The sequence below is a fragment of the Nonomuraea sp. NPDC052129 genome (assembly GCF_040680095.1).
GTDB lineage: Bacteria > Actinomycetota > Actinomycetes > Streptosporangiales > Streptosporangiaceae > Nonomuraea.
Genome location: NZ_JBFAVX010000004.1, coordinates 231860 through 251237, shown reverse-complemented (window position 1 = coordinate 251237; position 19378 = coordinate 231860). Strand labels below are relative to the sequence as shown.

Below are 19378 nucleotides of genomic sequence, written 5' to 3'. Positions count from 1 at the left end.
CCGACCCTCAGCGGCCCAAGTACGCCCCGCCGTTCACATGGAGCACCTGCCCCGTCAGGTGCCGCGCACCCGGAGTGGCGAGGAACAGAACAGTGTCGGCCACGTCAGATGGGGTGCCGGGGCGGCCGTTGCGGGTGTTCTCGACGCGGGCCCTGATGCCCTCCTCGGTCAGGCGGCCGCGGAAGAATTCAGTTTCGACCACCAGGCCGGGGGAGACCACGTTGGCGGTGACGCCTCGGGGGCCGAGCTGGGCGGCCAGGTCGGCGGTCCACGCCTCGACGGCCGCCTTGGCCGCGCCGTACGAGCCGGAGCCCGTACCGCGGGCGGCGATCGAGCCGATCGTGATGATCCGCCCGCCCTTGGCGAAGCGCGGCAGCAGCGCGGTCGTGACGAGCACGGCGGACAGCAGGTTGGCGTTGAGGTTGGCCAGCCATCCCTCGGCCACGTCCAGCAGGTCGTCGGACTGCCGCCGGTCGAGGTTGGTGTTGCCGCCCGCGTTGTTGACCAGGACGTCGACCCGCTCGGGCAGGCGGCTGGCCGCCTCCCTCACGGCGGCGGGGTTCGCGGCGTCGAAGGGCAGGAAGTCGGCGCCGAGCCGGGACGCGGCCTCCTTCAGCACATGCTCGCGACGCCCGGTGATCGTGACCCGGTCGCCCGCGGAGACGAACGCCGCCGCGACCGCGTAGCCGATCCCGGTGCCACCGCCGGTGACCACAACCTCGCGCATGGCCGGATGCTCCTTAGATCCGAATATTCCTCTGGAAGACCATAGCCGCTCGGCATAACAGGAGCGAGGTGTGAGTGACGCGTCTATGTTGAGGGCGGTTTCAGTCGATCCAGGAGGTATGCATGAGCCAGAGCCTGCTCGGTGGCGACCCCGCGGAAATGCAGCAGATGGCCACCCAATTCACCCAGCAGTCCGAGGCGGTGCGCACCACGATGACCGCGCTGGACCGCGAGGCCGCCAAGGTCGGCACCGCTTGGACGGGCCCGGGAGCCGAGCGCTTCCAAGGGGCCTGGCAGAACTACCGGACGGCCTTCCAGCGCATGACGGAAGAGCTCCAGGAGGCCTCCCGGGTGATCAACACCTACCGGGGCAACATCGAGTCCGCGACCCGCTGAGTCTCGCGGAGGAGCCCCGGCCTCACCGCCGGGGCTTTCTTTCGATTAGGACACCAAAGCTGCTTTCGTTCAGGTGGGCAGGCTACGCTCTTCCGCCATGATCGGACGGACTCTCGCGGCGGGTGTGCTCGCCCTGCAGCTCACCTCGGCCCCCGCCCTCGCCTCGGTGCAGGCGGAGCGGGGAGCGCCCGTCGAGTGCAATCCGCGCAAGGGGACGACGCAGCTGCCCGGCACCGAGCCGTGGGCCCAGCGAAGGCTCGACATCAAGAGCGCGTGGCGCCTCACCCGGGGCGCGGGCGTGAAGGTCGCCGTCGTCGACAGCGGCGTCGACTACCAGCACCCGCAGATCCAGATCTCCAAGTTCATCGACATCACCCACACCGGCTACCGCGACTGCGTGGGGCACGGCACCGCCGTCGCGGGCATCATCGCCGGCCGCTACCTCGCCGGGGTCCCCTTCCACGGCGTCGCCCCCGAAGCCCAGCTCATCTCGGTGAAGCAGAGCAACAACGAGGTGGGCGAGGTCGCCGACCTGGCCAAGGGGATCAAGGAGGCGGTGGACCGCAAGGCGGACGTGATCAACGTCTCGGTGAAGGCCGCCGACCATCCCGACCTGAGGGCGGTCATCCAGTACGCGCTGTCCAAGGACGTCGTGGTCGTGGCCGCCGCCGGCAACATCACCAAGGAAGACGGGCCGCCCGAGCCCGCCTATCCCGCGGCCTACCAGGGCGTGCTCGCCGTCGGCTCCGCCAACAGCAACGGCCAGCGCGCCGACTCCTCCAACACGGCCACGCCGGTCGGCGTGCTCGGGCCGGGCGTGGACATCACCGCCCCGTGGACGGGCAAGAGCTACATGCGCGGCCTGGAGGGCACCAGTTTCGCCGCGCCGTACGTGGCCGGGGTCGCCGCGCTCGTCCGCGCCCGCTTCCCCAAGCTCGACCAGCAGCAGGTACGCCAGCGCATCACCGCCACGGCCGACGGCTCGGTGGGCACGGGCACCGGAGCCGGGATGGTCAACCCGCTGCTCGCCGTCACCGCGACGCTCGCCTTCGACCCGGCCGGCGCCCCGTTGGTCGCCGCGCCTCCGGCCGCGCCGCTGCCCGCCGACGCGGTGGCCAAGGTCCCGGCGCCCGACGAGCATGCGACGAACGTCTCTCTCCTGGTGACGGTCGGCGCGCTGGCCATCGCCGCCGTGGGGGCGGCCTGCGCGCTGCTCGTCCCGCTGGGTCGACGGCGCGGATGGCGTCCCGGTCGTCCGGCGGCCTGATGTCCTGACGGTTAAATGTCAGATTGCGTCCGAAACTACTGATGCAAAAGTGACAGGTTTGGTTGAATGTACTGCAGATCGCGTTTTGAGGTGAAGGGAAAGAGATGCACCCTCTGCAGCCGGGTGATCCAGAGCGTTTAGGAGCTCACACCCTCTTTGGACGGCTGGACGAGGGCCCGCGCGGAGTCGCGTACCTCGGCAAGGAGTCCGAGGACGGACCCACCCGAGTGATCAAGCTGCTCCCGGCTGTTCCGGACGCGGGGCCGCAGGATGCCGAGCGGTACAAGGGCGTCCAGCGCATTTCGAGTGTGTACGTCGCCAGGACCCTGGACGCCGGCATGCACGGCGAGCAGCCGTACATCGTGCGCGAGCACATCGAGGGCCGCAGCCTGGCCGAAACGGTGGCGGCCGAAGGCCCGCTCGACGGCGACACCCTGGAGCGGGTGGCCGTGGGCGTGCTGACCGCTCTGACCGCCGTCCACCTCGCCGGGGTCACGCACCGCGGGCTCACCCCGCACAACGTACTTCTCGCCGCGGACGGCCCGCGTGTGACGGACATCGACCTCGGCGAGGCCGCCGGCGAGCTGGGTTACCGCTCGCCCGAGCAGCTCAGCGGCCTGGGTTACGGTCCTTACGCCGACGTGTTCGCCTGGGCCGCGACGATCGTCTTCGCCGCGACCGGGCAGCCGCCCTTCGGGCACGACGCCCAGGCGGTGCTCAACGAGGAGCCCGAAGTCGGCGCGCTCACCGAGCCGCTGCGCCGGGTGGTCCTCTCCGCGCTGTCCAAGGACGTCACCCAGCGGCCGACCACGTACACGGCGCTGCTGCAGCTCCTGGGGGACAAGAGTGGCGGGGCCGCCGCGCCGCGGGTAGGCGTCGTCGCCACCGTCCCGCCGCCCGCGCCACAGGACGAGCTCTTCCCGCCGCAGACCATCCAGCTCCCGCCGCTGCAGGTGCCGGTCGAGCACCAGCAGCCGCTCGAAGGGGTGCCGGTCCCGCAGCAGACGTGGGGTCCGCCGCCCGTGCCGCAGCAGGGAGCCACGTGGGAAGGGGCGCCCGGCGGGCAGCCGCCTGCCCAGGTGTGGCAGGTACCGGCCCAGGGTGGCGCCGCAGCTCCCCGGCGCAAGTCGTTCCCCATCGGGCTCGCCGCGGCCGTCACAGCCGTCATGCTGCTGTCCGGTGTGGGGCTGTGGGGCGCCGGCCACTACGCCAAGCTGGAGCCCGTCTCCAACTCCGCGTCGGAGGCCACGAAGAGCGGTGGCACCCTCGCGATCGGCGGTGGCGGCGGTGACTCCTCCACGCAGCAACAGCAGCAGCAGCCCGGCCAGCCCGATCCGCAGCAGTCGCAGCCGGACGTGACGGTGCCCTGGGCATCGGCCAGCCCCGACCCGACCGACGTGGTCCCGCTGGTGCTGCCGACCGACTATCCCTCGCAGGCGCCCACGGCTCCGGAGTTCAGCACGGTCCCGACGCCGCAGCCGATCCTCACGCAGCCGGTGACCCAGCCGACGGTGACGCAGCCCGCCGCCCAGCCGACGGCGACGCAGCCGACCGCGAGCGCCGAGACCGAGCGCAAGGGCAGGAAGCGCCACACGCCGACGCCGACCCCGACCGAGTCGAAGCAGGAGCCGACGCCGGAGCCCGCCCCGACGAAGACCAAGGAGCCGGAGCCGACGCCGGAGCCGAGCAAGACCAAGGAGCCGGAGCCGGAGCCGACGAAGACGACTGAGGCGCCGAAGCCGACGCCGACGAAGACCACGGCTAAGCCGACGCCGAAGCCGACCACTCAGTCGCCCAAGCCGACGCCCACCAAGACCACCGCCAAGCCGACGCCGACGAAGACCACGGCCAAGCCGACGCCGACGCCGCCCAAGACGAACCCCTACACGCCGACGCAGGTGTGCGGATCCGGGTTCAGCGTGCAGCGCAGCAATTCGTTCGCGGGCGGGGTGACCTACCAGCTCTACAACAGCGGCAGCGGTGAGAACTGCGTGGTCACCATGAAGACCACGAACGTGGGTGTGAAGAGCCAGGTCAGCGCCACCCTCGACGTGCAGGGCGGGGGGAGCAGGACCGACTCCGGCAGCTACGACTACTACGCGGGCCCGGTCAAGCTTCCCGCCAAGGGCAAGTGCGTGAAGTTCTCGGGCAGCACCGCCTCGGGCAGCACCAGCGCCCCGTACGGCAACTGCGGCTGAGACAGCGTGAAAAGCGGGGCCGGTGAGGATCACTCCTCACCGGCCCCGCTGCTGTCCGGGGGGTCAGTCCTCCCAGGCGCGCTGGGTGCGGCGCATCCCTTCGAGCCGTTCGCCGGTCTCACGGGCGTAGGCGTCCTGCAGCTCGTCCAGGTCGCGCTTGAACGTGCCCAGCAGATCCTGCTCGCCGGGCACCGTCCCGAGCCCGAGCAGGTCGCGGGCCTGCCGCTCGTGGTCCTCCTGAGCCGCGCGTACGGCCTCGACCACGTCACGGCCCAGCTCCTCCGGATCCAGCCGCATGGCCCGGTGGGTGATCTGCACGTCGACCAGCCTGCTGTCGGCGTCCACGCGCGCGGAGACCGTTCCGCCACGGCTCTCGCCCGAGCCGCTCAGCTGACGTAGCTCCCGCGTGGCCTGTTCGAGCTCGCGCATCGTCCGTTCGCTGGCCTGTACGAGCCGGTCGAGCTCCACGAGGCGGGGGTCACTGGAATCCATGCGCCCCACGCCACCGGCAGCAGGTTAACGAACGCCAATCGGGAGCCGTCCAGTCGTCTAACTGATCATTAAGAGTGCCATGAGAGCGGGGAGACGGGACCCGACATCGGGAAGAATTCGTACATATGACGATGAAAGCGGCTGCGCCGGGGCAGGAGATCTATGTCACCTCCACGGCCATCGGTCACCTGCGCGATCGGGTGGACGACGAGCTGAAGGTGGCTATGTCCTTCGTCAGGAGCCTGGTCGGCACGGTCGGGGTCGAGTCCCCGGGCTTCGGCGTACTCGGGGAGATGGTGCTGGGCGGCACCTATGACGGCATGTGCCAGTGGGCCGACAAGACGCTGGGCGAGGCGGAGAAAACGATCGACAGCTGGTCGGGGGCGCTCGCGCAGGGCGAGCGCAACTGGCGCGCCGCCGAGAAGGCCAGCGCCGTGAGGTACCGCAAATGAGCGAATACGGGAACCTGCGGCACCCCGCCTACAACCCGCCCTCCACCGCGAACTCCGGTTACTCGCCCTACAGGTATCCCGGCTACAACGCGCCCAACACGCCGGGCTACAACGCCTACAAGCCGCCCACGTTCGGGCCGCCTCCGACGATGGAGCCGGTGCCGCCTCCGGAGCCGATCGGGCCCAAGGTGCTGGAGTCGATCAAGAAGCTGGGCCGGATGTCGGCTTGGCTGGTCCCCGCCGTGATCGTCGCGGGTACGGCCATCGCCAACGAGCCGGGCATGGCACAGGCGGCCGCGAACTGGAAGAACGGCATCTCCAACCGGCTCGACGACGGGGTCAAGCAACTGCTGCCCCAGCTCGTCGCCACGTCGCGGAGCGGCTGGATCGCCCTCGACCAGCAGGAGTTCGAGCGGGTCGTGTGGATCTTCCACCGGGAGATCGGCGCGCTGCGCGGTGTGCTCGGCGACGTCGGCGGCATGGTCGACGAGGTGGCCGCGGGGTACCGGAGCTACTGGGTCAAGCTGGCCACGCTGGGCGTGACGACGGCCACTCTGCTTCTGTTCGCCAAGCAGCTGCAGGCATTTCCCCACACCAAGCTTTATGGCGGGCTGCTGGAGAAGTTCATCGCCTCAGGCACCAACGGCGCGGTGGCCGTGCTGACCTTGACACTGGTGTCGGGCCTGCGCGGGGCGGGCGACATCATGTCCACCGTGATCAAGAAGGAGCACCAGTTCGGCTACATCAAGCCGGGCGGCGCCGCCGCGATCGACTTCGAGCAGGCGACCATCAACGCCGCGAAGTTCCCGCCGTTCCAGGCTCCGGCGAAGCCCGGTCAGCTGCCTCCGGGCGCCGACAAGTTCGACTGGGTGGAGCCCAACCAGGAGACCACTTAGTAGGCGAGGTACCCGCCGCCCCTCGCCATTGAGGCGAGGCCCCGGTGCTGGGCGAGCGATCCGTACTCCTTGTACGTGTACAGGACCCCGGCGATGATGTTGTCCACCGGCTCCAGGATCTGCTTGTGTCCCGGCAGGCTGTTGGCGTTGAATACGGGCGGGATGGTCTGCATCAGTCCCTGCGACGGTATGCCGTTCTTGGCGTTGATGTCCCAGTTGTTGATGGCGCTCGGGTTGCCGCTGGACTCGTGGTAGATGATGGTCCAGATCTGCTGGATGTCGTTGGGGTCGTCTGGGTCGAGTTCCTGGATCTTCTCCAGCAGCCCTCTGGCCCGCAGCGTGTCGGCCATCTCCGGTGACTTGATGATCCGGAGGGCCTCCTTGATCCACCCCACCACTTCGGCCTTGGGCGCCGGCGCGTTGCCGGCCGAGGAGACGCCGCCGCTGTAGGCGTAGCCGGCGCCGCCGCTCGCGCCGCCGCCGTCGCTGCCACCGGCGGCGGCCGCCGACTCCAGCGAGGTGCGCTTGTCCTCGAACGGCGTCCTGACCCACTCGACCTTGTGGTCGCCCGGCTCGAAGTCGGCCCCGTCCGGCTGGGGGACCTTGGTGAAGAAGCCGAACTCGCCGTCCTCGCCGAGCTCCTTGGTCAGCGCCTTCTTGGCGTCCTCCAGGTCGCCTTCGGCCTTCTCGACCAGCTTCTCGGCCTTCGTGACGTTGCCGCTGACGATCGTCGTCTTGGCCAGAGCGTCCTCGGCGTCCTGGGCGGTGGCCTTCGGGTTCAGCTTCGCGTACTGGGTCTTGTACTCCGCCGCGCGTTCGACCGCGTCCTGGCAGAGGGCGTTCACCTTGCCGTGGGCGTCCTCCAGCGAGGTGGCCGCCTTGTCGAGAGCGTCGGCGCAGGCCGACAGCGCGTCATTGAGACCGGTGCTCGCCCGCGGGTAGGCGGCCATGTGCTTGGTGAAGGCGTCGGCCGAGCCGCCCTGCCAGGCCTTGTCCACCTCGCCGACGGACTTGGTCAGAGAGTTGGTCGACCTGGCGACGTGACCGGCGGCCGTCCGCCACGCGTTCGCGGTGCTCCTGATCGCCTGCGGATTGCCGGTCACCTTGGCGAGGAGCGCGGCCAGCCGGCCACCACCGGGCAGGTCGCCGACGCCGCTCATCCGCCGGAGGCCTTCGATGCCTTGCGCAGATTGGTCTCCACCTGGTCGATGGCCTTCTCGACGTTGTTCAGGCGGCTCTTGCCCGCCTGCAGTTCGTCCTTGAGCGCCCGCCAGACCTTGTCGACGTCCGTGGCCAGGCCACCGGAGTCCTTGAGGTCGCCGAAGGTCTTCGACGAGGTCCCCTCGGTCGGCGCGGTGGACTTGGTGCCCTCGAACGCGTCGTCCAGGTCGAACATGTTCGCCACTTTGCGGGCCCGTCTCCCACATTCTTCGAGCGCCTGGTAGTGCACATCGACCCAGCCGCTCATGGGACCCCCAGACGTATTGCTGCGAAGCGCACGAAACATGAGCATAGTGGACAGTTATCGGGGATGTCCCTGAGGAAGGAGAAACTATTGGGGCAGCAAGACGGCTACTCCGCGCAGTGGCCAAAAATCCGGCGCGGGGCCGAAAGGGCGCGGGAGGAGGCCGAGCACGTGCGCGAGGTGCGGGAAGAGCTGCGCCAGGTGTTCGCCGCCGAGGGCCGGCCCATGGGTGACGACCAGTACGGCGCGGAGTTCGAGAAGAGCTTCCCCAACCGGACGAAGGCCATCTTCAAGGGCTTCGACAACTACATCGACGAGCTCGAAGGTACCCGGGACGGAATGCACGTCACCGCCAACACGTACGAGGCAGCCGAAAACGACACTCGAGGCTGACGTTCGTGCTGCTCGATGGGATACCCGTGCCCGCTTGGGTCCGTCCGTGGGCGGGCTGGGTGCTGGGGACGGACTGGCCCAAAGGCGATGAGGGTGGTCTGTTCCGGCTCGCCGACGCGCTGGTGAAGGCGGCCCGGGGGGTGGCCGCCGGGGCCGACGGGGACGGCATCCGGCTGTACGCCGACGGGTGGGACGGGCCCGCGCTGCGGGCGTTCAACCGAAAGGTGTCCCAGGAGGTGGGCGGTCGGCAGGCGGCTCTGGTGCAGTCCCTGGTGGACCTGGCGTTCGCGTGCAACGAGCTGGGCGTGCAGCTCCAGTTCACCAAGCGGATGATGCGGCTGGCCGTACTGCTGCTGGTGGTGCAGCTGGCGTGGCTGACGTGGGCGCTGGTGTCGCCCGCGGGCGGCCTGGCGCTGCGGCTGATCGGCGTACGCGCGCAGGCGGCGCGGTGGACGGTACGCCAGTTCGCCCGCCGGCTGATGATCAACATCGCGCTGTTCGGCGGGCTGCTCGGCGGGATGGACCTCCTGGTCCAGCTGACGCAGTCGCGCCGCGAGGGGGTGGACTGGCGGCAGGTGGGCTCGTCGGCGGCCACCGGAGCGCTGACCGGCGGGTTACTGACCGGGCTGGCGTGGGCGTTCCCGACGCGCTCACTGTGGATGCTGATGGGCCAGTCAGGGGTGGCGAACGCGGGCGCCGTGCTGGGTACGGAGCTGTGGAGCGGTGACGGGTCGGTCGATTGGACCCTGGTGCTGAAGGGCCTGTCGTCGGGCGTGGCGGGCGGCGCCGACGCGCATTGGGCGAGCTGGAGCCCAGGCGGCGGCCACCCCGGGCCCAGGGGGCTGGACGAGCACGCGCGCTTCGACGATCCGGGCGACCACGGCCCACGGAACGGCACGGGGCCGGACGACGCGGACGGGAACGGGCGGACGAGGCTGGCCGACGCCGGCGATACCCGTGCCCTGGCCGATGGTGAGCACGCCCGGCCGCACCCGTACGAGGAGCGGAACATCTTCCGGCGCAGCATCGACCAGCTGATCAACTGGGCGCGCCCGGCCGAGACCGGACCCGTCCGGCTCAGGGACCACGCGACGTTCGCCGAGAGCGCCCGTCGCGGGGTGGTCGCGCGCGAACCGCTGGCCGGCGCCGGCGGCGAGACGGTGAAGGTGGAGAAGGTCAGGCTGGCCGACGGCAGCCACGCCGTCGACAAGGAGTTCTCCGGGACGGATCGGCGGGACCGCGACCATCTCAGCTCACGGCTCGGCCGCGCGGTCGGCGCCGACGTCGCCGCGACCCACATCGTCGGCGAGCGACGACTGCTGATCGACTGGGTGGACGGCAAGCAGGTGCCGGTCCAGCACGGGCCCGACGGCAAGTGGCATCTGTCGCGGCTGCACAACACCCGCGAGGGGATCCTTCTCGGCCTGCTCGACGCGCTGACCGGCAACCACGACCGCTTCTCCCCGAAACGCGCCCACCAGGACTTCCTGGAGGGCGTCGACGGCAGGGTCAAGGGCTACGACGGGGACAAGGCCTTCTCCGGGCTGTTACCCGACACGAACAGCCCCTTCAGCCGCCACTTCTTCCGGGACAAGGGCGAATCGGCCGACTGGGCGCCCAACCCGCTCAGCAAGGCCGACATTGAGGCGCTCCGGCCACGCGTGGAGGCGCTGCGGCAGGAGTTCCGGGCGCTCGGGCACACGGACTGGTACAGCAGCGTCGAGTTCGCCTTCGAGAAGATCGCAAAGAACGCCAGCGGCACGGTCTCGGTGCTGGACGCGCCCCCCGGGTCCGTGATCGTGGAGCCGCGGGCGGCCTGCCCGACGTTCGGGGAGCGGCCTCGGACGTTCGAGGGAGCCGCCCCGCCGCGTGCCGTGGAGCCCTTGCCGCAGAACGCTTCCGGCGAGATGAGGGCGCACCCGGCACGCAGCCAGGAGCTCGACCCGGATTATCGGACGCCGCTCCTGCCGATCCACGGCGACAGCGTCACCAGCGGAGTGATGGCCAATGCCATCGACCCGAGGCAGGCGGTCAGGGCGAGCGAGTGGGCCCACCTCAGGAGCAGAGCGACTGCCCACCTGATCGAGAACCGCGTGGGGTACCCGGATCTCGACGCCAGTGCCCGCGTGGAAGCACGCCGCTTCGCGATCCGGGGTGACGGTGGCCAGGTTCGGCGGGTCACCGAGTTCACGGTCACGATTCGGTACGTCGCCAAGGAAGGCATGACGGCCGAGCAGGTGACGCGGCTCAAGTCCAACGCCCTCGACGGCATGGACCTGTACTACAACCACCAGCACCGGCTTTCCGACGGCAGCCAGTTGCATGTCCGGCTCAAATTCGAGGAGGTGCGCACCGCACGGCCCGGCGACCCCGGCGTGGTGACCTTCCGCGCCGGCGGCCATCCCGACATAGTGAACTGGTGCGCCAACACCGACGCGCACCTCCACGCCCACGAGCTCGGACACCATCTCGGGCTGCCGGACGAGTATCGCGACCACCGGACTCAAGGTCGCAGGACGCTCACCGACCAGGGCCTCGAACCAGGCGCCAACCTGATGGGTGACGCGTCCCGCGTGCGCTCGGCCGCCGAAAGCGTCCTGATAGATCACGCGGGCCACGAGGTCCCGCCACGGGCAACGCTGCTCGACCACCACCTGGCTCACTTCTCTGACCTGCTGCCCCGCTCCGACCGCTTCGCCGAGGGCGACGCGGGGTTCCGGCAGCCGGCCGACGAATGGACCCGGCCGGTCCACACCCCCGAGACGCTGCGCCTTCCCCGGTACCTGCGCGACCTGCTCGTCCAGTTCCCCCATCGAGGCGGTGACCTGCTCGACCACGTGCAGGTGCTGGATCGTGCCCACTCCCTGTTCGGCGATCGGGTCACCCAGCGCCACATCGCCTACACCGGCGCGCTCTTCGACGCCGCCCACTCGCTCTACGGCGCCGTCATGGACGCCCCGACCGTACGAGACCTGCGCCGCCTGCACGGCCTGGTCAAGTTCCTCGGCAGGGGGCCGGACTCGGGGTTGCCCGACGCGGCGTGGCTCAAGGCGGAGACCGAGGCGGTCCTGGGCCACAACCAGGTCGCTCCGAGGACCGTCGAGGGCCTGTCGAGGCTCGCGGAATGGTTCGCCTACACCGGCGGACAGCCGCATCCCGGCGAGGCAGGAGCACCGGCCCTGCGCAGGGCGGCCGGAGAGTTCCTCGGCGAGCCCCCGAGCGAGGCCGCCGTCCGCCGCGCCTCGGCCGTGTTCAGCTACGCGGCGGAGCACTCGCCCGTACTGGCCACGGGATCCGTGGACTTCGTCCGCGTCACCACCGAACTGCGGACCCTGCAGGCGGGGGAATGGCACGGCCTCGCGTTCGACGGTGCGGACTTCGCCCGGCTCGTGGAACGGCTGCACGACGACCCAGGACCCGGGCAGCCCGCCGGGCCGCCCAAGGCTCTTGGGGAGTTCCCGCATACGGGCTCGCACATGAAGGGGGAGACACGGGACGCGCGAAGGGTGGGCGAGGCGGTCACCGACTGGGGGGCCACGCCGCACGGGGGGAAGCCGCACACCTTCCGTCCGGCCGATCTGGTGGCCGCGCGCAAGCGGGCCCTGCCGGTGAACATGGGGGCACGTGACCCGGGGGTCGCGGCCATCGAGCGTCGCGACATGACTGTCAAGGCACGTGACGGAGTGATGCGGCCCGTCACGGAGTACACCGTCAGGTTCGCCTACCGTTCCGATATGTCGCGGGCGGACTTGGGCTACTTCGGCAGGCGCGTGCGGGCGGCTCTCAGCCGGTTCGTCGACGGCGGGTACGTGCTGCCGGACGGCTCGGTGCTGCTCGTCCGGGCGGAGTTCGTGCCTTCAGAACACCGGGGTGTGACGATCGGACACCGCGACGAGGCACCTGGCAGTAGGCCGTTCGACTTCCCCTACGAGGCGTCACACGTCGAGCTGGCGCTCAAGGTCCTCGATCAGCTGGGCGTGGACGACGTGCTCGGCCCACCGCGGACGGCCGAGGCCGCCTCGACCGAACCGGTTCCCCAGCCGGACGCCGTAGCCGCGCGCGAGCGGGCGGCATGGGACGCGCGAAGGGTGGGCGAGGCGGTCACCGACTGGGGGGCCACGCCGCACGGGGGGAAGCCGCACACCTTCCGTCCGGCCGATCTGGTGGCCGCGCGCAGGCAGGTCCAGCCGGTGAACATGGGGGCACGTGACCCGGGGGTCGCGGCCATCGAGCGTCGCGACATGACTGTCAAGGCACGTGACGGAGTGATGCGGCCCGTCACGGAGTACACCGTCAGGTTCGCCTACCGTTCCGATATGTCGCCGCTGGGCCACCTTGGCACGCGCGTGCGGGCAGGTCTCGACCGGTTCGTCAACGGCAGACACGTGCTGCCGGACGGCTCGGCGCTGCTCGTCCGGGCGGAGTTCGTGCCTTCAGAACACCGGGGTGTGACGATCGGACACCGCGACGAGGCACCTGGCAGTAGGCCGTTCGACTTCCCCTACGAGGCGTCACACGTCGAGCTGGCGCTCAAGGTCCTCGATCAGCTGGGCGTGGACGACGTGCTCGGCCCACCGTAGACGGCCGAGGCTGCCTCGACCGAACCGGGCGTGGGACGGTTCGGCCCGTTCTGGGTCACTGCGATTCTGGGGGCGTTAGGCGGCTCAGCCCGTTATGGGTGACCGCGTACAGATCGCTGGACAGGGCGAGCGGGACGTCCCCCAGCCGGGTCCCGCCGACCTGCTCGCCGTCCGGCAGGCGCCACAGCCGTACGGTGCCGTCGTCGCAGCCCACGGCCAGCACATCGGGTCCGTCGGGTCCGTCGGGACTGAGGAAGCGCAGGCACCGGACCGTGCCCGGGTTGCCGCCGAGCACGACGACGTCCTCGCCCGTCTCGGCGTCGCGCACCGGCACCAGCCCGTCATAGCTGCCGGCGGCGAGTACGGCCCGGCCGCCGACCGTGCCGAACGCCAGCGCGTACACCGGCAGCGGGTGCCCGTGCACCTCCGACAGCGGCCGGCCCGTCGCCGCGTCCCAGGTCCTGACCACCCGGTCGTATCCGCTCGACGCGATCACGATCCGGCCGCCGACCCGGCCCATGGCCAGGCACGTGACGCCCGCCGTATGGCCGGTCAGGCGGCGCAGCGGCCGGCCCGAGAGCGCGTCCCAGGTCCTGACCGTGCCGTCCATGCCGCCCGAGACCAGCAGGTCGCCGTCGAGGGCGAGCGCGAGCACTTGACCAGTGTGCGGGGTCGGCACCGCGACCACGCCGTCCACCGGATGATGCACGCGGACGGTGCCACTGTCGGTGCCGCAGACCAGGTTGCCGCCGTCGAACGCCAGACCCGTGACCCCGCCGTCCCCGGAGGCGGCCGCGGCCGCCTCGGGTAGGAGGCCGCCGTCCCCGGAGGCGGCGGCCGTCTCGGGCAGGAAGCCGCCGTCGGCCAGCCGCCAGAACCACGGCGTGCCGCCAGGGGACCCGGCGGCCACGAGCGCCCCGTCGCTGGCGACCGAGGTTGCGACGGCGCCGGTGAGCTCCCGCGACAGGGTGCCATCGGCCGTCCAGACACGCACCCCATCACCCGCGGTAACCAGCCACTCCGACACGGCACCGGTCGCGGTGGTGGCCCGCCCTTCGGGGGTGGTGGTGATGGCGGTGGCCCATTGGCCTGAGTGCCAGGTGGCCAAGAGTGTTCCGGTACGCGGGTCGTGGACGGCGACCTGGCCGTCCAGCGCGCAGGACGCCAGCGCCGAGCGCCCCGCCACGCTGAGGAAGGTCAACCCGGTCACGCTCGCCTCGTGCCCCTCCAGTGCGCGGAGCTCCTGACCGGTGCCCGCGTCCCAGATCCGGATCAACCGGTCGGAGCCGGCCGACGCGACGAGCCCGTCAGCGGCGGCGACCGCGTTCACCCAGCCCGGGTGGCCGGGCAGCGAGTGCAGGGTGCGGCCGTCCGACAGGTCGGTGAGCCGCACGGCCCCGTCGTCGGAGCCGGTGACCAGCAGCGTGCCATCGACGCACACCGCGTTGATCGCGCCCTCGTGCCGCTCCGCCAGCTCGCCCAGCGACCCCGCCGCGTCCCAGACGCGCAGCACGCCGTCGGCGCCGCCGGTGTAGATCAGCCCACCGGACGCGGCCAGCGCCAGGACCGGGCCGTCGTGGCCGGCCGTGGCGTGGAGCTGCTGCCCGGTGCCGGTGTCCCAGGCCCTGATGACCAGGTCGTCGCCGCCGGTGGCGACGATCTCCCGGCCACCGGCCGTGCCGAGCGCGACCGCCCGGGTGGGCGCGTTGGTGACGGTGGCGGTGCCCAGGTCCTCGCCGTACGGCAGGCCGTACAGGCTGAAAGTGCGTCCGGGACGGGACAGCGCGTACGCCGGCCGCCCGCCCACGGTCCCGAAGGCGGCGGCGGCCGGTTCGCCGGGGTCCGGCGGCGGCAGCGCGCGGTCCAGGGTGGAGCGGTGGGCCAGCCTCGGCAATTCGTTCGCCGTCTCCCGGACGGCACCGTCGCCGACCTGGTACACCAGCGCGTCGAGTATCCGCAGGACCGGCTCCAGCCCCAGCTCGCCACCATCACGCCACCCGAACAGCAACGACCCGCCCGGCCCACCGTCCGGACCTCCCGCGCCGTCCTCCACGCCTCCGGCGGACCCCGCGACCTCGGCGTTGACCCCAGTGGCGACCACCGTCAGTTCGCGCAGCGTGGAGCCCGGTAGCGGCGTAGGCGCCGCCACGTGCGGGAAGCGCGCCGAGCGCAGGCCGTCCACGAGCCACGGCCACACGGCCCGGTCCAGTTCGGCGGTCCAGGCCCGGACCCCGCCCGCGCGCGCGTGCTCCAGCCGGGCCCGCCCATCAGCCCAGACCGTCAGTTCCACGGTGCCGGGGAAGGACGTGCCGGTCAGCCGGTAGCGCACATGTGACACGGGTGACAACCTACGGCGTGTCCAGGAAGGCCGTCTGGATCAGGCGCGCGCCCGACCTCCGGTCCACGTAGAAGCCGCGCCCCTGCGGAAGCGGCTGCGGACGCACATTGCCGAACAGCGCGCCCTCGTCCTTGTTGCCCGACATGATCAGCGCCGGGCTGGCCATCTCCTTGAGCCGCTGGACGGCCGGGTCGAACATGGACCGGCTCGCGCCGCCCATCTGGCGGGAGATGATCAGGTGCAGACCGATGTCGCGAGCCTGCGGCAGCAGCTCGGCCAGGGGCGCCAGCGGGTTGTTCGAGGTGGCGACGAGGTCGTAGTCGTCCACGATGATGTACAGGTCGGAGCCCTGCCACCAGCTGCGCTCCCTGAGCTGCTCCGGCGTGAGGTCCGCCGGGGGCAGCCGCTTGAGCAGCGCGGTACGCGCGTCCTGGATCAGCTCGGCCGCCGCGGTGCTGGAGGCCGCGTACCCGATGCGGTGGTCGGTGACCGCGGTGTCGAGCAGGGCGCGCCGATAGTCGAGCACGATCATCATGCATTCCTTGGGCGTCTTCCTGGCGACCAGGCCCTCCATGATGAGCTTGAGCACGTTCGACTTGCCGCACTCGGTGTCACCGAACACGATGAAGTGCGGGTCCACGTCGAAGTCGATCGCGACCGGCGCCAGGGCGGCCTCGTCGATGCCGATGGCGATCCGGTTCGGCCCGGTGAGGGCGGGGTCGGGCAGCGACGTGACGGGCAGCAGCGACGGCAGCAGCCGCACGGGGCGGGCGGCGGGACCCTGCCAGGAGGCCCGTACGACCTCCACCAGCGACCGCACGCCGGCGGACAGGTCGTCGGCGCCGCGCACCCCGTCGATGCGCGGCAGCGCGGACAGGAAGTGCATGCCCTCCTTGGTCAGCCCGCGTCCGGGCACGCCTTCCGGTACGGCCAGCGCCGCCTTGCGGCTGACCTCCGACTCGTAGGCGTCACCGAGCTTGAACTCCAGCCGGGTGCCGAACAGGTCCCTGATCCCCGCGCGGAACTCCGACCACTTGTTGGTGGAGGCGATGATGTGGATGCCGTAGCCGAGCCCTCGGGCCGCGAGGTCGGTGATGACCCCTTCCAGCGCCTCGAACTCCTGGCGGATGGTCAGCCAGCCGTCGATCAGCAGGAAGATGTCCCCCCAGCCGTCGCCCTCGTACTCTCCGGCGGCCACGAGACGGCGGTAGGTGGCGATCGAGTCGATGCCGCTCGCGGCGAAGTCGCGCTCGCGCTGCTGGAGGACGGCGGCGATCTCGGCGACGGTCCGGCGTACCCGGTCGGCGTCCATGCGGGTGGCCACGCCGCCGACGTGCGGCAGGCCGTCCAGGGCGGCCAGCGCGCCACCGCCGAAGTCCAGGCAGTAGAACTGCACCTCGCGCGGCGTGTGCGTGAGCGCCATGCTGGTCACCAGCGTGCGCAGCACGTTGCTCTTGCCGCTCTGGGTACCACCCGCGACGCCGACGTGGCCGGCCGCGCCCGACAGGTCCAGCCAGTACGGGTCGCGCCGCTGCTCGAACGGCTTGTCGATGATGCCCACGACCCCGGCGAGGCGGCCCCTGCCGTCCCAGCCGGGCGTGGACAGGCCCAGCTCCGGAGTCACCGACAGCGGAGGCAGCAGGTGCGCGAGGGTCGGCGGCTCGCCGAGCGGCGGCAGCCAGATCCGGTGCGCGGCGGGGCCCTGACCGGCCAGACGCTGTACGACGATGTCCAGCAGGCTGCTCCGCGGCCCCCGCTCGTCGTCCGGCTTGGCGACCTCCTTTGCCGGCTCCTCCACGATCGGGAGCGGCGCGTAGGCCGGGCCGTACTCGACGACCTGGCGGATCGTCTTGTCATCGCCTTCGGCTGCCGCGCTGCGGGGGTCGCTCTGGTAGGGACCGGAGACGTACGCGGCCTTGAACCTGGTCATCCCGGTGGTGTCGAACTTGAGGAAGCCGTTGCCCGGCGCGGACGGCAGCTCGTAGGCGTCGGCCACACCGAGCACGACACGGCTCTCCATGGCCGAGAACGTCCGCAGGCCGATCCGGTAGGACAGGTGGGTGTCCAGGCCGCGCAGCCGGCCCTCCTCCAGCCGCTGGGAGGCCAGCAGCAGGTGCACACCGAGCGAGCGGCCGAGCCGGCCGATCATCACGAACAGCTCGATGAACTCCGGCTTGGCCGACAGCAGTTCGCTGAACTCGTCCAGCACCACGAAGAGCGTCGGCATCGGCGCCAGCGCGGCGCCCTGTTCGCGGGCCCGCTCGTAGTCCCGCAGCGAGGCGTAGTTGCCGGCCGAGCGCAGCAGCTCCTGGCGGCGCACCATCTCGCCGTGCAGCGCGTCATACATGCGGTCGACCAGCGGGAGCTCGTCCTCCAGGTTGGTGATGACCGCCGAGACGTGGGTGAGCGTGTCGAGCCCGAGGAAGGTGGCGCCGCCCTTGAAGTCGACCAGGACGAAGTTAAGAATCTCCGACGAATGGGTGACGGCCAGGCCGAGCACCAGCGTACGCAGCAGCTCGCTCTTGCCGGAGCCGGTCGCGCCGATGACCAGGCCGTGCGGCCCCATGCCGCCCTGCGCCGACTCCTTGATGTCCAGCTCGACCATCCGGCCGTCGGCGCCCAGGCCGATCGGCACCCGCAGCCGGTTGCGGCCCGCTCGTGGCCGCCAGGTCAGCGCCGGGTCCAGCCGCATGGGGTCGCCGATGCCGAGCAGGTCGGTCAGCGTGGTGTTGACCGCCAGCACGTCCTCGACCTCGCCGCCGCTGGTGGCCGAGGCGCGCAGCGGCGCGAGCTGTCGGGCCAGCCCCTCCACCCGCAGGTAGTCGAGCTTGTCGGGGTTGCCGAGCCGGGTCTTGTTCTCCTTGCCGGCGTGGTCCAGCTTGATCATGTGGAAGCCGTCCGGCTGGATCTCCAGCCGCAGCATGGCCTTCTCCTCCACCGGCCCCGTGGCACCGGACAGGTCGATCACCGTGACGCCCTGGATGGCGTCCGTGCCGAGCTGCGAGTCGTGGGGCACGTGCCCGCCGTCGACGATGAGCACGTGGTACGGCAGGGCGTCCGCGGGCGAGCCGGGCCGGAACCTGGCTCGCTCCTTGAGCTCGGCGCCCACCAGGCGGTCCAGCTCGCTCATGTTCTCGGCCATCAGCCGCACCGGTCCGGCGGCGTCGACCTCGTCGGGGTGCAGCGCGTGGGGCAGCCACTTGACCCAGTCCCAGTGGCCCATCCACTCCTGGCCGGCGCACACCATGATGCGCAGGTCGTCCGGCGAGTGGAACACCGCCATCTGGGCGATCATGGCCCGTACCAGCTCCCGCATGGCCGCCGGGTCGCCGCTGAGCTTGATGCGCGCGAACGAGCCCAGCGCCACGGCCACGGGCAGCTCCGACACCGTCGCGTGCGCCCTGACGAACCTGCGCAGCGCGCCGGCCGACAGCGCGTCCAGGTCCTCCACCGGCTTGGAGTCCGGGGGGATGAGCTGGATGGCCAGCTTCTGTACGCCGGTGCCGAGCCGTACCGTGCTGAAGTCGTCGTCGCGCGGCCGGCGTTCCCACAGGCGGGGGCCCATCGCGATCCACCAGAGCGCGTCGGGCTCGGGGCCGCTCCACTCCAGCGCCTCGCGCTGCTGCTTGGCCGCCCGCCTGACCTTCTTGCGCACCTGCGACAGGTAGCGGAAGTAGTCGCGGCGGGCGCCGTTGAGCTTGTGCTTGCGCTCGCCCGACTGGCGGCCCATCTGTCCCAGCGTCATGCCGAGCATGGACACCGCGAACATGCCGCTCGCCACGTACATGATCGGGTTGGAGTTGCCGCCTGCGGTGAACATCAGGGCCATCGCCGCGGCGCCCGCCACCATGGGCAGGTACGTGAGCACCAGCATGAAGCCCTGCCCTTGGACCTCGGGGATCTCAGGGGGCGATTCGAGCAGGATCTCCCCGCGTGGCGGCTTGGGGCTGGGACGGCGTTCGGGTCGCCGGACAACGACAATGCTCACCGTGGGATGGTCCTCCGTATCGGTTGCTGACCTTCTTACCAGAAGCGACCCGATATGTTCTCTCTTGTCCATGATGCTCGTGGGACGGAGTCCAGCCATGGGATCGATGGTCCACGGACCGGCCGTTCAGGGGCCGTATCCGCAGGGTCCCCCGCGCCTGCCAGGCCCGCCGCACCTGCAGGGTGCC

General features: G+C 71.0%; 13 protein-coding genes. 7 read left to right on the top strand and 6 right to left on the bottom strand.

What is annotated here, in order from left to right:
- Nucleotides 1-7: 7 nt before the first annotated feature.
- Nucleotides 8-727, bottom strand: a complete 720-nt coding sequence (locus AB0L53_RS12470) for an SDR family oxidoreductase (protein WP_363993006.1) — start codon at nucleotides 725-727, stop codon at nucleotides 8-10.
- A 122-nt stretch (nucleotides 728-849) separates the two neighbouring features.
- On the opposite strand from AB0L53_RS12470, the gene AB0L53_RS12465 reads away from it, so the two are divergent.
- From AB0L53_RS12465 to AB0L53_RS12455, 3 genes are all read left to right on the top strand, one after another.
- Complete coding sequence (locus AB0L53_RS12465; protein WP_214633406.1) at nucleotides 850-1122, top strand: WXG100 family type VII secretion target; 273 nt, start codon at nucleotides 850-852, stop codon at nucleotides 1120-1122.
- Nucleotides 1123-1219: 97 nt separating this feature from the next.
- Nucleotides 1220-2389 carry a S8 family serine peptidase gene (locus tag AB0L53_RS12460; RefSeq protein ID WP_363993005.1) on the top strand — a complete coding sequence of 390 codons (1170 nt, stop codon included), beginning with the start codon at nucleotides 1220-1222 and terminating at the stop codon, nucleotides 2387-2389.
- 104 nt (nucleotides 2390-2493) lie between these two features.
- On the top strand, nucleotides 2494-4587 hold the full coding sequence (locus tag AB0L53_RS12455; RefSeq protein ID WP_363993004.1) for a serine/threonine protein kinase: 2094 nt from the start codon (nucleotides 2494-2496) through the stop codon (nucleotides 4585-4587).
- A 63-nt stretch (nucleotides 4588-4650) separates the two neighbouring features.
- Here the strand turns inward: AB0L53_RS12455 and AB0L53_RS12450 are convergent, their stop codons facing one another.
- The gene (locus AB0L53_RS12450) at nucleotides 4651-5079 is read right to left on the bottom strand and encodes a YbaB/EbfC family nucleoid-associated protein (RefSeq protein ID WP_357948698.1); all 429 of its coding nucleotides are present in this window, start codon (nucleotides 5077-5079) and stop codon (nucleotides 4651-4653) included.
- Between the two features lie 125 nt (nucleotides 5080-5204).
- On the opposite strand from AB0L53_RS12450, the gene AB0L53_RS12445 reads away from it, so the two are divergent.
- Nucleotides 5205-5531 (top strand): hypothetical protein, encoded by a 327-nt coding sequence (locus AB0L53_RS12445; RefSeq protein WP_363993003.1) that lies wholly within the window; start codon nucleotides 5205-5207, stop codon nucleotides 5529-5531.
- Nucleotides 5528-6427 (top strand): hypothetical protein, encoded by a 900-nt coding sequence (locus tag AB0L53_RS12440; RefSeq protein ID WP_363993002.1) that lies wholly within the window; start codon nucleotides 5528-5530, stop codon nucleotides 6425-6427. Before AB0L53_RS12445 ends, AB0L53_RS12440 begins: the two co-directional genes overlap by 4 nt.
- Here AB0L53_RS12440 and AB0L53_RS12435 read toward each other — a convergent pair.
- Nucleotides 6424-7587 carry a WXG100 family type VII secretion target gene (locus AB0L53_RS12435; RefSeq protein ID WP_363993001.1) on the bottom strand — a complete coding sequence of 388 codons (1164 nt, stop codon included), beginning with the start codon at nucleotides 7585-7587 and terminating at the stop codon, nucleotides 6424-6426. The two genes, AB0L53_RS12440 and AB0L53_RS12435, sit on opposite strands and share 4 nt — an antisense overlap.
- Nucleotides 7584-7895 (bottom strand): hypothetical protein, encoded by a 312-nt coding sequence (locus AB0L53_RS12430; protein ID WP_363993000.1) that lies wholly within the window; start codon nucleotides 7893-7895, stop codon nucleotides 7584-7586. The genes AB0L53_RS12435 and AB0L53_RS12430 overlap by 4 nt, the downstream gene beginning before the upstream one ends.
- A gap of 87 nt (nucleotides 7896-7982) precedes the next feature.
- Here AB0L53_RS12430 and AB0L53_RS12425 point away from each other — a divergent pair, with 87 nt between their 5' ends.
- Entirely contained in the window at nucleotides 7983-8285 is a 303-nt protein-coding gene (locus AB0L53_RS12425; protein WP_363992999.1) for a hypothetical protein, read from the top strand.
- Between the two features lie 5 nt (nucleotides 8286-8290).
- A complete protein-coding gene (locus AB0L53_RS12420; protein ID WP_363992998.1) occupies nucleotides 8291-12865 on the top strand; it encodes a hypothetical protein in 4575 nt (1524 codons plus the stop codon).
- A gap of 55 nt (nucleotides 12866-12920) precedes the next feature.
- Here AB0L53_RS12420 and AB0L53_RS12415 read toward each other — a convergent pair whose 3' ends face one another.
- Together AB0L53_RS12415 and eccCa are read right to left on the bottom strand one after the other, a co-directional pair.
- Complete coding sequence (locus tag AB0L53_RS12415) at nucleotides 12921-15203, bottom strand: WD40 repeat domain-containing protein (protein ID WP_363992997.1); 2283 nt, start codon at nucleotides 15201-15203, stop codon at nucleotides 12921-12923.
- A 10-nt stretch (nucleotides 15204-15213) separates the two neighbouring features.
- A complete protein-coding gene (gene eccCa, locus AB0L53_RS12410; protein ID WP_363992996.1) occupies nucleotides 15214-19191 on the bottom strand; it encodes a type VII secretion protein EccCa in 3978 nt (1325 codons plus the stop codon).
- Nucleotides 19192-19378 lie beyond the last annotated feature (187 nt).

Excerpts from the sequence above, each read along its gene's own strand:
- AB0L53_RS12445 (WP_363993003.1), top strand. The coding sequence starts at position 5,205 with ATGACGATGAAAGCGGCTGCGCCGGGGCAGGAGATCTATGTCACCTCC.
- AB0L53_RS12470 (WP_363993006.1), bottom strand. The coding sequence starts at position 727 with ATGCGCGAGGTTGTGGTCACCGGCGGTGGCACCGGGATCGGCTACGCG.
- AB0L53_RS12465 (WP_214633406.1), top strand. The coding sequence starts at position 850 with ATGAGCCAGAGCCTGCTCGGTGGCGACCCCGCGGAAATGCAGCAGATG.
- AB0L53_RS12450 (WP_357948698.1), bottom strand. The coding sequence starts at position 5,079 with ATGGATTCCAGTGACCCCCGCCTCGTGGAGCTCGACCGGCTCGTACAG.
- AB0L53_RS12440 (WP_363993002.1), top strand. The coding sequence starts at position 5,528 with ATGAGCGAATACGGGAACCTGCGGCACCCCGCCTACAACCCGCCCTCC.
- AB0L53_RS12460 (WP_363993005.1), top strand. The coding sequence starts at position 1,220 with ATGATCGGACGGACTCTCGCGGCGGGTGTGCTCGCCCTGCAGCTCACC.
- AB0L53_RS12435 (WP_363993001.1), bottom strand. The coding sequence starts at position 7,587 with ATGAGCGGCGTCGGCGACCTGCCCGGTGGTGGCCGGCTGGCCGCGCTC.
- AB0L53_RS12430 (WP_363993000.1), bottom strand. The coding sequence starts at position 7,895 with ATGAGCGGCTGGGTCGATGTGCACTACCAGGCGCTCGAAGAATGTGGG.
- AB0L53_RS12455 (WP_363993004.1), top strand. The coding sequence starts at position 2,494 with ATGCACCCTCTGCAGCCGGGTGATCCAGAGCGTTTAGGAGCTCACACC.